The organism is Crinalium epipsammum PCC 9333, assembly GCF_000317495.1.
Lineage (GTDB): Bacteria > Cyanobacteriota > Cyanobacteriia > Cyanobacteriales > PCC-9333 > Crinalium > Crinalium epipsammum.
In genome coordinates, this window is record NC_019753.1 from 4,960,435 (window position 1) to 4,972,562 (window position 12,128).

General features: G+C 40.1%; 16 protein-coding genes and 1 pseudogene. 7 read left to right on the forward strand and 10 right to left on the reverse strand.

The window, feature by feature from the left end; genetic code table 11:
• Nucleotides 1-54 precede the first annotated feature (54 nt).
• On the reverse strand, nt 55-363 hold the full coding sequence (locus CRI9333_RS21510; protein WP_015205267.1) for a DUF3181 family protein: 309 nt from the start codon (nt 361-363) through the stop codon (nt 55-57).
• 176 nt (nt 364-539) lie between these two features.
• A pseudogene (locus CRI9333_RS21515) lies at nt 540-791 on the reverse strand (2TM domain-containing protein); the annotation flags it as partial.
• A gap of 166 nt (nt 792-957) precedes the next feature.
• Here CRI9333_RS21515 and CRI9333_RS21520 point away from each other — a divergent pair.
• Entirely contained in the window at nt 958-1,776 is an 819-nt protein-coding gene (locus tag CRI9333_RS21520; protein WP_041226156.1) for an SPFH domain-containing protein, read from the forward strand.
• A gap of 148 nt (nt 1,777-1,924) precedes the next feature.
• Here the strand turns inward: CRI9333_RS21520 and folP are convergent, their stop codons facing one another.
• The 5 genes from folP to CRI9333_RS26980 all read right to left on the reverse strand — a co-directional run bounded on the left by folP (nt 1,925) and on the right by CRI9333_RS26980 (nt 4,925).
• The gene (gene folP / locus CRI9333_RS21525; protein WP_015205270.1) at nt 1,925-2,791 is read right to left on the reverse strand and encodes a dihydropteroate synthase; all 867 of its coding nucleotides are present in this window, start codon (nt 2,789-2,791) and stop codon (nt 1,925-1,927) included.
• A 58-nt stretch (nt 2,792-2,849) separates the two neighbouring features.
• On the reverse strand, nt 2,850-3,575 hold the full coding sequence (tpiA, locus tag CRI9333_RS21530; protein WP_015205271.1) for a triose-phosphate isomerase: 726 nt from the start codon (nt 3,573-3,575) through the stop codon (nt 2,850-2,852).
• 82 nt (nt 3,576-3,657) lie between these two features.
• Nucleotides 3,658-4,041: an alr0857 family protein gene (locus tag CRI9333_RS21535; protein WP_015205272.1), complete on the reverse strand. Its 384-nt coding sequence runs from the start codon at nt 4,039-4,041 to the stop codon at nt 3,658-3,660.
• 15 nt (nt 4,042-4,056) lie between these two features.
• On the reverse strand, nt 4,057-4,575 hold the full coding sequence (locus tag CRI9333_RS21540; protein WP_015205273.1) for an HNH endonuclease: 519 nt from the start codon (nt 4,573-4,575) through the stop codon (nt 4,057-4,059).
• 143 nt (nt 4,576-4,718) lie between these two features.
• Nucleotides 4,719-4,925: a hypothetical protein gene (locus tag CRI9333_RS26980; RefSeq protein WP_157462365.1), complete on the reverse strand. Its 207-nt coding sequence runs from the start codon at nt 4,923-4,925 to the stop codon at nt 4,719-4,721.
• 93 nt (nt 4,926-5,018) lie between these two features.
• Between CRI9333_RS26980 and CRI9333_RS21545 the strand changes: the two genes are divergently transcribed.
• Both CRI9333_RS21545 and CRI9333_RS21550 read left to right on the forward strand, forming a co-directional pair.
• Nucleotides 5,019-5,357, forward strand: coding sequence for a hypothetical protein (locus tag CRI9333_RS21545; RefSeq protein WP_015205274.1), 339 nt, complete (start codon nt 5,019-5,021; stop codon nt 5,355-5,357).
• A gap of 403 nt (nt 5,358-5,760) precedes the next feature.
• Nucleotides 5,761-6,132 carry a hypothetical protein gene (locus tag CRI9333_RS21550; RefSeq protein ID WP_015205275.1) on the forward strand — a complete coding sequence of 124 codons (372 nt, stop codon included), beginning with the start codon at nt 5,761-5,763 and terminating at the stop codon, nt 6,130-6,132.
• Nucleotides 6,133-6,375: 243 nt separating this feature from the next.
• Here the strand turns inward: CRI9333_RS21550 and apcB are convergent, their stop codons facing one another.
• On the reverse strand, nt 6,376-6,885 hold the full coding sequence (apcB, locus tag CRI9333_RS21555) for an allophycocyanin subunit beta (protein ID WP_015205276.1): 510 nt from the start codon (nt 6,883-6,885) through the stop codon (nt 6,376-6,378).
• Between the two features lie 146 nt (nt 6,886-7,031).
• On the reverse strand, nt 7,032-7,310 hold the full coding sequence (locus CRI9333_RS21560; protein ID WP_015205277.1) for a hypothetical protein: 279 nt from the start codon (nt 7,308-7,310) through the stop codon (nt 7,032-7,034).
• A gap of 328 nt (nt 7,311-7,638) precedes the next feature.
• Here CRI9333_RS21560 and glnA point away from each other — a divergent pair, with 328 nt between their 5' ends.
• The 4 genes from glnA to CRI9333_RS21580 all read left to right on the forward strand — a co-directional run bounded on the left by glnA (nt 7,639) and on the right by CRI9333_RS21580 (nt 11,827).
• Nucleotides 7,639-9,060 carry a type I glutamate--ammonia ligase gene (gene glnA, locus CRI9333_RS21565; protein ID WP_015205278.1) on the forward strand — a complete coding sequence of 474 codons (1,422 nt, stop codon included), beginning with the start codon at nt 7,639-7,641 and terminating at the stop codon, nt 9,058-9,060.
• A gap of 156 nt (nt 9,061-9,216) precedes the next feature.
• Nucleotides 9,217-10,335 carry a class I SAM-dependent methyltransferase gene (locus CRI9333_RS21570; protein ID WP_015205279.1) on the forward strand — a complete coding sequence of 373 codons (1,119 nt, stop codon included), beginning with the start codon at nt 9,217-9,219 and terminating at the stop codon, nt 10,333-10,335.
• A 181-nt stretch (nt 10,336-10,516) separates the two neighbouring features.
• The gene (locus tag CRI9333_RS21575; protein WP_015205280.1) at nt 10,517-11,020 is read left to right on the forward strand and encodes a YbjN domain-containing protein; all 504 of its coding nucleotides are present in this window, start codon (nt 10,517-10,519) and stop codon (nt 11,018-11,020) included.
• A gap of 69 nt (nt 11,021-11,089) precedes the next feature.
• A complete protein-coding gene (locus tag CRI9333_RS21580; protein ID WP_015205281.1) occupies nt 11,090-11,827 on the forward strand; it encodes a lipoate--protein ligase family protein in 738 nt (245 codons plus the stop codon).
• A gap of 46 nt (nt 11,828-11,873) precedes the next feature.
• Here the strand turns inward: CRI9333_RS21580 and CRI9333_RS21585 are convergent, their stop codons facing one another.
• Complete coding sequence (locus CRI9333_RS21585; RefSeq protein ID WP_015205282.1) at nt 11,874-12,059, reverse strand: hypothetical protein; 186 nt, start codon at nt 12,057-12,059, stop codon at nt 11,874-11,876.
• Between the last annotated feature and the right edge of the window lie 69 nt (nt 12,060-12,128).

The window sequence follows — 12,128 nt, forward strand, 5'->3', positions numbered from 1 at the left end:
TCGTGCTATACCTGACAAATCACATTTATGGATCAGCAGATTAAAAGCGAATATTTAAAGATTACGCTGATATTCTTCCAACAAATCCATCAAATTGACTTGGCATTGCATCGGCAGCAAATCGGATAATGGTACTTCTATCTTACCGCCACCCAACTTAACAGGAATATTTTTGAGGATTTGCACCACTTGGTCTTCTTCTATCCTACCGCCGCTAACTAGAGGATATAACTGTTGTGCTAATGGGGTGTGCAAATGGGCATCTCTTAAATACAAGTGCCATTTAGCAACATCAATAAAAATGTTTTCACCAATTTCGGCAGCAAGTGCTTCTATTGCTTCAGTAGTGTTTGTAGTAGCCATAGGATTTTATCTCTATCAGAGTAAGGTATGTTGTTAATCCCATTGCAATCTATGGGGACGCGAGATTAAATCAGCGCAAAGCTTGAGTAAGCAGTCTATCGTTTGGCAGTTTTTTTAGACTTGGTTTTAGGTTTATTCTGAGGTTTAGGCTGAAACCCTACAGCAGGTGTGGCTAAAGATTCTGGTGAGGGTTCAGAATAATCTGCGATCGCAAAAATGTACAAAGCATGGGCAGCTAACAGCGATGCCCATCCACCCGTCACCAAAGTTATCCAATCCCAAGTGGTATGCTGCAAGTTGTGGAAGAACCACAAACCAGAATTGCAAGCCGCAAAAATCCCCACATGAATAGCAAAGTTCATCCGGTCATCTAAACGACGATAATCTGGATCACGGCGGTCTGGTTGACGAGGCCAACGAGGAGGCATAAAACTACTTTGGTAATTGAGACAATAAGATAATTACAACTTAATTTTAAGACTTTACACACAAAATCGCCTGTGAAAACATCCCTACTTGGGATGTCTCGGTTACAAAACAGGTAAATTACCCGTAAATCCTCCTCAACTCACTGCTAACAGCCGGAAAAGAACTATGTCTTCGATACTTTATTTGCTTGCTCCCATAATCTTAATGATAATCGGCTATACAGTGGGTTCTGCAAAAATTATCAGTGAAGGAAATGTTGCCTTAGTAGAACGTTTGGGTCAGTATCGGCGTAGGCTACAGCCTGGTCTTAATTTTATTGTTCCCTTTATAGATTCAATTGTGGTAGAGGAGACGAATCGAGAGAAGGTATTGGAAATTGAACCACAGCAAGCAATTACTAAAGATAATGTTTCTCTGAAAGCTGACGCAGTAATTTACTGGCAAATTCTTGATTTAGAGAAAGCTTTTTACTCAGTAGAAGATATTGAAGTAGCAATTGAAAATTTAGTTTTAACTACTTTACGTTCTGCTATTGGTCAACTGGAACTAGAACAGACTTATTCTTCTCGCCAATCAATTAATCAGGACTTATTAAACGAGCTAGAGGGTGCGACTCAAGCCTGGGGAGTGAAAGTAACCAGGGTAGAGGTGCGAGAAATTACACCTGCAAAGGCAGTATTAGAAGCTTTGGAATTAGAAAGGGCGGCAGAAAGTAAAAAGAGAGCCGCTATTTTAGAAGCTGAGGGAACTGTTAAGTCAGTGGAACTTTTAAGTGATGCTTTAAAATCGCAGAATTTGAGCCGAGAAGTTTTACAGTTTTTAATTGCTCAAAGATATGTAGATGCTAATCAAAAATTAAGTTCCAGCACCAATGCCAAAATTGTCTTTATGGACCCGAAAGCATTAACAGAAAGCATCTCAGGAATGATTTCTGAAACCCCCAATACGACTCCCAATAATCCAGGTAATCCTCCAACACCTTGAACAATTAGCAATTAACAATTAACAATTAACAATTAACAATTAGTAATTAAGTAGATCCAATAAAAAAAGAGCAAACGAAAATCTCCCCCTGCCCGAACTTCGGGCAGGGGGTTGGGGGGTGGGGTAATACGTTTAACTCGCGGATTCCCTACTTACTTCTAAAAATAGCATCTGCAACGCGGGAAACGTCGCGCATTTGTGGGAGATCGTGAACTCGCAAAATATCGGTAGAATTGGCTATAGCACCGCAACAAGCAGCAGCAGTACCCCACACTCGCTCTTTAGGATCTGGTTGATTTAATATATGACCAATAAAACTTTTACGGGATACTCCAATTAATACCGGACATCCCAGTGAACGAAATTTAGATATATTTCTCAGCAATTCGATATTTTGCTGATAATTTTTAGCAAAGCCAATACCAGGATCAATAATAATTTTTGATTTTTCAATACCTGCTGCGATCGCCACAGCAATTCTATCTTCAAAAAACTCGTAAATTTCCCCAATTAAATCACTATAGTTAGTGAGTTTTTGCATTGTTTCCGGTGTTCCCTTAATGTGCATCAACACAATTGGCACACCCAACTCTGCTACTACAGCAAACATATCTGGGTCAAACGTTCCAGCCGAAATATCATTAACAATATCAGCGCCAGCTTTAACGGCTGCATTGGCAACAAGTGAGCGAGTGGTATCAATAGAAATTGGTACTGTTATACCAGGTCTAATCGCCTGTAAGACTGGTAAAACCCGATTTAGTTCTTCTGCAATAGAAACTTCTTTTGCGCCTGGTTTAGTAGATTGACCACCGATATCAATAATATCAGCACCGGATTCTACTAAATAATTAGCTTGTGCTACTGCTGCTGATAAATTATTAAACTGACCACCATCACTAAAGCTATCAGGGGTAACATTGAGAACGCCCATAAGATAAGTGCGATCGCCCCAGACAAAAGAATGCGATCGCACAGTCAAAGGCAGTACAGATAAATTAGCAGAATTTTCCATTAATTTTAAAAAATATTAGTTGTTAGCCCAAATAAAACTAACAACTAATAACTCAAATCTATTGATAATTAACAATTCGCGCAAAACTTGCAGGTTGCAAACTTGCTCCCCCAACTAGCACACCATCAATTTCTGGTTGAGCCATAATTTCATCAATATTATCTGGCTTCACAGAACCACCGTATTGAATCGTTACGTCAGCATTACTCAATTGGCTACGAATCAAACCGATTACACGGTTAGCTTCCGAAGACTCACAAGTGTCTCCTGTCCCAATTGCCCAGATAGGTTCGTAGGCGATTACTAGCCGTTGTTGATCCACATTTACAAGATCTTTTTCTAACTGGTTAGTAATAATTGATTCAGTTTCACCAGCATCTCGTTGTTGCTTGGTTTCACCCACACAGAGTATGGGAATTAAACCATGACGTTGAGCCGACAACAGCCTTTTGTTAACAGATTCATCAGTTTCGCCAAAATATTGACGGCGTTCACTGTGACCAACAATCACATAACGCACCCCAATTTCTGACAACATTGAACCAGCTACTTCACCAGTGAAAGCACCATTATCTTCCCAATGGATATTTTGCGCCCCTAGTTGCACGAGGCTACCGTGCAGACTTCTAGATATTGCATCTAAAGCTGTAAATGGAGGGCAAATCACCACTTCCCGATCTTCGGGAGTTTTTTCTAACTCAGGCATGAATCCTTGCAAAAACTCTGTAGTTTCTGCCTGAGTTTTATACATTTTCCAGTTTCCAGCAATGACGATTTTCCGCACAGCTTTTGTCAGTCAACTCCAAACCACAATGCAACTTTTACTGTAAGGGTTTTGAGTGTGCTTTTACAAGTTATCGCTGTAGTTATTCACTGACGGCAGATTCACAAATTTGAGCATCTTGCCATAACTTAAATAGGAAGAACTCAAGACGATCGCTCATTGCAGTCACAAACACCCCCTCTGCCTCCTCTGGTGCTGATAGCCAAGAACCTTCCAGGCTGACTTCAACATATTCAGCATCAGAGACAGAAAGCGCGATCGCATCGCCACCTTCCCGTTGCACCAATGTCTCCAAAGCAGTTAAAGGCAAATCAGCAGGAAGCAAAAACGCCGCCGTACTAGGTTCAACACAGAAGCTTTGCCCAACTCGCAAAGCTAAAATTACTCGCTGTGCCACCCAATCTTCTAAAGGTTGAGCCAAACGCTCTAAATAAAAACTATTTTCGGTATAAGTGAGTTTAAGCATGATCGGGTTTTTCCCCTACTCCAAAATTTCTTGCTGCTCTTTCCAGAACTGTTCGGCAAATGCCACTGTTGGGTGTACAGGTGCTTTCGGGTGAGTGCGTAGTGTCATTCCTGCCTGTATTAAAGTGCGATCGCCTTTGCGACCATTACAACTTGAACAAGCTGTAACTACGTTGTCCCAAGTGTGTTTTCCGCCTTTTGATCTCGGAATAATATGATCGAGTGTTAAGTGTTTTGTACTACCGCAGTATTGACAACAGTGGCGATCGCGCCGCAACACCTCTCGGCGATTGACAGGCGGGACTTTCCAAACTCGCTCACTGCTTGCAAATGTCAGACGAATCTGCCCTGGGACATACACAACTTGGTTAGGCGATCGCACCGCTATACCGATACCACTCCAAAAATCTAAGGGTTCAGCTTTTCCGGTAACGAGCAGAATAATCGCTCGCTTGATATTCACTCGGCTAACAGGCAAATAATTCTTACTGAATACCACTACCGACTTTCCTAACACTTGAGTTGTGCAAGTCATTTGCATCGCTCCTTCTATATACGCGGTTAGCTTTTACCTTGCTTGCTTTAATTCCTAAACAAAAATCCCCGCCTCTTTGTATGAGAAACGGGGGATGAAAAACGCCTAAACGTATCTTCTTTTCTTATATCGGTATAGATTCTTCAACCTATACCTCCCGCTTCGCTATTTATTTGTGGATCTCCTACTAGGAAATTCCTACTGCCATCTGAATAATTGCTAATTTGTTTAGCCCGCTCTTCCAGGTTATCCTCACCCGCAAACAAAAACTCCACGCCTATATTCGCGGCTTCCCAACCGTGACACCGATGGGAGGCAAAATTTAGGGTGGAGTGAGTGGAGGTATTCACAGGAATGCTTTTTAAGAAGATTAATTTAAAGCTGACTTTTAAATACTACACTTGTATTACGAGTCTGTCCACTACTTTAAGGAAAAAAAAATCATGTATACCCTCAATCGGACTTCAACCACTGAAATGGAAGTTACCAGCATCCGTTTGGAGAGAGAACTTAAAGAGAAACTCAAAGCTATTTCCGGCAATCAAGGTTATCAAGCCTTAATTCGAGACATCCTCTGGGATTACATCCAGCAAAAATCTGGTGCTTCTCGCTCAAAACTGTCGCCTAGTGATATTAGAGCCAGTATTCCTGCAAAAGCCGAGCAAGAACAACGTTGTGTAATCACAGGTAAGTTTATTCGCGCGTCGGAGCAAATGTTATTAGGGCTAACAACTCATGGGGATATGGTTCCTCTTAGTATAGATAGTTTGTCAAAAGGCTAGTACAAATCGGCTGGGCTTACTTTGACCAGCCCAGCCGATCCAATCAAGTTGCTGTTGCTATAGGCAGCAGGAGGCAGAGGAGGAGAGAAAAATAATAAATGCTCACAACATTTGCACACTAATTACTGCACATACCCAAAAACTAGAGATTTGAATAACTAAAGCGATCGCCCATCTAATTAGAGCTTTTCTTAATTATTTCGTAACAATTGAAGATTTTCTTAAGGAAAACTTTATATTTATCTACTGTTATAGCAACTTTAAACTTTTAGACTCTATTTACATCAATTTTTATGTCATTTAGGTGACAATTATTTAGAAATGCTTAAGATTTCTGTGTCAATAATTAATAATATATAAAGTAATAACAAATTTGCCCTCAACTTTTTTTGAGGATTTATAAATGTTGATCACCCAACCAAAGCAATGTCTTGCCCAAATTACTGTCTGGTGTACCGACAATAGCCTCCCTGAAAACGAGGAGAATTTGGCAGCCATCCGTAAGTGGTGGGCTTTGTTAGATGGTAAAACCATTGTTTGGGAAGTTTTTGGCGCTAATATTGGCTCTACCATCCCTATTATTAGAGAGTCCTTGGTTGTAAAAAATCCCTTGATTGAAGATAATCTTCTCTGCTGGCGTAAGCAAGGGTTACAAAATTGGAATAGCATTCCTGTACAGCATTTGGTACTAGATTCCTCACTGCAAAGATTAGAAATTATTTCTAGTCTTCAAAGTGGGTTTGTATCTAAATACCGCATCAAAGTTTTAGGTTAATATTTATTAAAAATTGAGTTTGCACCGAAGAGTCAGTTAAAGGCACTTCGACGAACTCGTTATAGGGTGCTACGTGCAGCCTGGGTTAGAGGCTATGACAATTTTAGATTGAGCTATTAATCAACGGAGTTAATCATCCAACAAAAAAGCGATCGCACTACTTCTTAAGATTTGTGAAGTAATGCGATCGCTTTTAGATATTGATTAAACAGCAGACATAGCTACAAATGCCTGCTATCTAAATTAGATATCCTGTTCACTCAACTCGCGAGTCATGTGATCAAAAGGTTGATCTACAAACCCCGTATCCTGAATGCCAGCAGCAGCAACTTGTTCTTTGACAATACCCTTCATAATTTGAATGCCCATGACCGTTGGTCCAATGGGTACACCCAAAGAATTATAGGTTTCTCTTAGACCTTGCAGCACCCGCTCATCCAGCACATGAGTATCACCTGCAACTAGCGCGTAACTAGCATAGCGGAGGTAATAATCCATATCCCGCAAACAAGCCGCATAACGACGAGTTGTGTAAGCATTACCACCAGGACGAATTAGTTCTGGCTGATCGTCAAATAACTGCCTTCCTGCTTGCTTAACAATTGATGCCGCATTGGCATTAATCACGCCCGCAGCAGCAAGCCTACCAGTGCCACTTTCAAAATAAGACTTAAGCTCATCAATGGCATTACGGTCTAGATAACGACCTGTCACATCGTAGTTCTTAATTAAGTTTGTAATTGCGTCCCGCATAAAGTCGCTCTCCCAACAACAATCTGTATCGGTCTACTAAGAATCAACATATCTCTATTGATTAATAATCCCACAGGGTTGGCTATGGAAGTATTAATTGGGAGAGTAACTTTATATTAAAACATCAAATATAAAAAACTAGCTTTTTACTTAGCTAAAGCATACTCACCAGAAAATGTCCGTACCTTTCTACGCCCTGCTGGTTTTAACCACTCATTTCTCTTGGCTGTAACAACTAGCAGCAGTTCTTCTGGATAGCGAGGCTTAGGATCATTAGCTAAAGCAATCGGTGGTACCATCATTGGGTCATATTCCACAATGATATCCACTACCCCTGGACGCTGCTTAAGTTCCACTCGCTGCCCTGGACGATATTTAATTGCTTCTTGCTGCTCAAAATCTACTGCATTTAATTTAAAAACCATGATTCTTGCCAACCCATAATCTGTAGCTATTGATACTATTTTATATCCTCATCGGGCTAAACCTAGTAATTGTGTTAAATTTGCTACAATTTTTAACTTTCCACAGGTTGACTCTAACTCAGTAGCGTAATATTCTGTAACGCTGTATACAAAATCATCCCTAATTATATCTCTAGGATGATCCAGTACAGCAAACGCTTGTGTAGTCAAAAAACGTTCACGCTTATCTGGGTTTTCTTAGCAAAAGCTAATTCCTAGCCATTTAGCGCGTTAAATTAGTTTGCGGATGCCTGATATTAGAGAGAGCTTATAAACCAAGGAGTCATTCATGTTCCAAACCCCGCAAGAATTTCTGAATTATGTTAAAGAAAATAACATTCAGATAATTGACCTAAAATTCATTGATACGCCTGGTATTTGGCAACATTTATCCCTTTACCACAATCAAATTGACGAAAGCTCCTTCACAGAAGGCGTACCTTTCGATGGCTCCAGCATTCGGGGTTGGAAAGCGATCAATGAATCCGATATGTCAATGGTACTCGATCCCACCACAGCGTGGATTGACCCATTCATGCAAGAGCCTACCCTGAGCGTCATCTGTAGCATTATTGAACCGCGTACTGGCGAACCCTACAGTCGTTGCCCCCGCACCATTGCTCAGAAAGCAGTAGATTACCTAATTTCCACAGGTATTGGTGATACAGCTTTCTTAGGACCAGAAGCAGAATTCTTCATTTTTGATGATGTTCGCTTTGACCAAACCCAGAATACAGGCTTTTACTATGTAGATTCTGTCGAAGGTCGTTGGAATTCTGGTAAAGAAGAACCAGGCGGCAACTTGGGTTATAAGCCACGCTATAAAGAAGGGTATTTCCCAGTTGCTCCCACAGATACCTCCCAAGATATGCGGACGGAAATGCTGCTAACAATGGCAAAATGCGGCGTACCCATTGAAAAGCATCACCATGAGGTAGCTACAGGCGGTCAATGCGAACTAGGTTTCCGCTTTGATACTTTGGTGAAAGCAGCAGATTATTTGATGACCTATAAGTACGTCATCAAGAACGTTGCTAAGAAATATGGCAAAACCGTGACATTTATGCCAAAACCACTGTTTAACGACAATGGTTCTGGTATGCACACCCACCAATCTATCTGGAAAGATGGACAACCGCTATTTGCTGGCGATAAATATGCAGGTTTGAGCCAAATGGCATTGCATTACATCGGTGGTATCCTCAAACACGCGCCTGCACTTTTGGCTTTGACAAACCCTACCACCAACTCCTACAAGCGGTTAGTACCTGGTTTTGAAGCACCTGTTAACTTGGCTTACTCTCAAGGTAATCGTTCTGCCTCTATCCGCATTCCTCTATCTGGTACTAACCCCAAGGCGAAGCGTTTAGAGTTCCGTTGTCCAGATGCTACCAGCAACCCATATTTGGCTTTTGCTGCTATGCTTTGTGCTGGAATTGATGGTATTAAGAACCAGATTGATCCTGGTGAATCTTTAGATAAAGATATTTACGACCTCAGCCCAGAAGAACTGGCTAAAATTCCTTCTACTCCAGGTTCTTTAGAAGGTGCGTTGGAAGCGTTGGAAAATGACCACGCTTTCTTAACTGAGACAGGTGTGTTTACAGAAGACTTCATTCAAACCTGGATTGAGTACAAACTCGATAATGAAGTTAACCCAATGCGTCTACGTCCTCACCCTTACGAGTTTGCTCTCTACTACGATTGCTAGAAATTCGTAAATAAATCAAGTGTCGAAAGATTGAAATTTTAAGTCTTAATTGCCACCTTTAGGGGTGGCAATTTTTTTATTCCAACTACTGACAGATTTTTTGCTGCAAAATTTTAATGAAAATATAAATATCTTTAGATAAATAACATAAAATTTATGACAGTTGCGGATCGCCGTCAATTAAATAACACTCTTCACAAATCTGAAAATAACCAATTTGCTGAACCTCTCACTCAGCTTGCTTATCAAATTTTTCAGCAAAGTAAAATTTCTTTTGGTATAGCCCATAAAGCATTAAGTTCACAGTTGTTAAACTTGCTTAATCCTGCGGGTAATCCAAAGACTAAACCTCTTGAGCCAAGCCTTTTAATAAAACTTCAAAAAAGACTGAGCCAGATACTTGCAGCCGAATGGCAAGATGCTGAGAAAGGTGTTTATCCTACGAGTTTGCTATTTGATCAATCTTGGGAAGAGTTCTTGCGCTACTATCCTGTAGTTTGGCTGGATATGCTACAAGCGTCGGAGCGTGCTAAACAGAAAAAGTATCAAGATTTTTCTCCAGAAATTAATATTGAAGGATACCCCAAGTATTACCTGCAAAACTTCCATTATCAGACTGATGGTTATTTAAGTGATATGTCAGCAAATCTTTATGATTTGCAGGTAGACATTTTATTTAATGGCGCAGCCGATGCAATGCGACGGCGGATTTTAAGTCCTTTAAAGCAAGGAGTTAAAAATTTTGATTCGGTTTCACCTCAGCAAATCCGTGTTCTTGATATAGCTTGCGGTACAGGTCGCACTCTAAAATCAATTCGTGCTACTCTACCCCAAGCATCTTTATTTGGTGTAGATTTATCACCCGCATACTTACGGAAAGCTAATCAGTTTTTGTCTGGAATCCCAGGAGAATTGCCTCAGCTTTTACAAGCTAATGCTGAGGAGTTGCCTTACTTAGATAATTATTTCCATGCTGTCACAAACGTTTTTATGTTCCATGAGTTACCTGCGGCGGTGCGTCAGCGCGTAATTGAGGAATGCTTTAGAGTAATTCAACCTGGAGGAGTTTTTGTAATTTGTGATTCTATGCAGGTGAGTGATTCTCCTGATTTTATGTCAGTTATGGAGAACTTCCCAGCAATGTTCCATGAGCCGTATTACAACAATTACATCAATGATGATGTGGTAGAACGTTTAGAGTCAGCAGGTTTTAGGGATATTAGTACGGAAGTTCACTTTGTTAGCAAGTATTGGATTGCTCATAAGCCTGGTTGAGGGGCAGAATAGGTATCTGAGAGTGCGATCGCATTCTCATAAAATAGGGTAAATAGTAAATATTTACCTCTTTTCCTCACAAAGGTATTAATTCATCTAATTTTCTTTCTTTAAAACAAGCCAACGCCTAAGCGGTACATTAGTTTTAGGTATCGCAAATTTACTAAAAAAGCATAAGACTATGAAAACCCAAGACCCAAACACAGAAGCACTTTCCACTGAAAGCCTTTCAACTGCTGATATAGTTACCAGTGAGTTGATTGAGGATGGAACTCAAGTTAATCATCTAGAAATAATTCAAACTGTGATCTCTAGTTTGGATCAAAATGACACTGCTATGGTAAGCAAAGGTGATGCAGGTCATTTATGGAAGTTTAATTACGGTAGCGTTGAAGTATTTGTGCAACTCACTGGTATAAGTGATGAGGATAGCTTTACAGTTTGGGCTTCTGTTCTCAAGCTACCTGTGAATAATGAACAGCAGTTAATGCGAAAACTGCTAGAAATGAATTGGTTAGATACATTTGAATCACGGTTTGCAATTTATGATAACCAAATTGTTGTAGTAGCTAGTCGCACTGTAGCAGAACTTTCTCCTGGAGAAATTTCTCGTGCCATTACAGTTGTCGCTACAATTGCTGACAACAATGATGATGCTTTGCAAGCTGAGTTTAGCGCAGCTTAAGTAAACTTTATACTCAGTAACCAGTAATCGGTTATTTGGTTACTGGTTATTGTTAATTAATAATTGTTAATGAATGTTTGGCGTTTAATTCCACTAATAGAAACATCTGGCAGTATTCAGATGGCAATAGATGAGTGGCTACTAGAACAGCATCGACTGGGAATACATCCGCCAACTTTGCGTTTTTATACCTGGCATCCATCAGCTATTTCACTAGGTTATCATCAACGCCAATATCCAGAATTTTGGAAGAATTTAACTTGGCAAGGTACTAAACTTGATTTGGTGCGCCGTCCGACTGGTGGACGGGCGGTATTGCACCAAGGGGATTTAACTTATGCTGTGATAATTTCAGGGCTTCAGGGTACGCGCCTGCAAGTGTATGAAAAAATTTGCGAGTTTTTAATTCTTGGTTGGAAAGAACTTGGTTTAGAGTTACATTATGGTAGTGCTGGACGAGGGTATATTCATAACCCTAATTGTTTTGGTACTGCTACTGGTGCTGATTTAGTGTTAGCAGATAATAGTAAGTTTATTGGTAGCGCCCAACTGCGTCGTGGTAAGGCTATTTTGCAGCATGGTTCGATGCGGTTGAAACAAAATACTACCCTTTTTAGTCAGGTATTTGAAACTGAAGTTTCTCAGCAAATTAAATTACCTTTATTGCAGCAGGGTAATGATTTGATTGAAATTATAGAAAATACATTAATAGCAGCAGCTAGTAGCTGTTTTAATATTGATTTAGTGGTACAGCCTTTATCAGAGCCAGAGTGGAATTTAATATTAGCTGAAAAACAATTAAAATAACTTTGTTTTGTCACTCTGATGAGTTACTCAGCATCCGATAATTTAACTAAGTAGTTGGCTTAGTACCTGTCGCCACATCTAAAACTTTTTGTTTAGATAGAATATTTGTATATTCAAGAAAACGCTGGGCAAGTTTTGGATGAAACTCACCTTCAGCATCATAGTTGTTTCTTTGGTTGAAATAATTAGCTACTTGTTGCTTATATATATCGCCATCAATTTGATACTTCATTATTTTCAAACTGAGAAATTTAGATAATTAAGAACCCCACCCTAACCCTCCCCGTCAACGGGGAGGGAA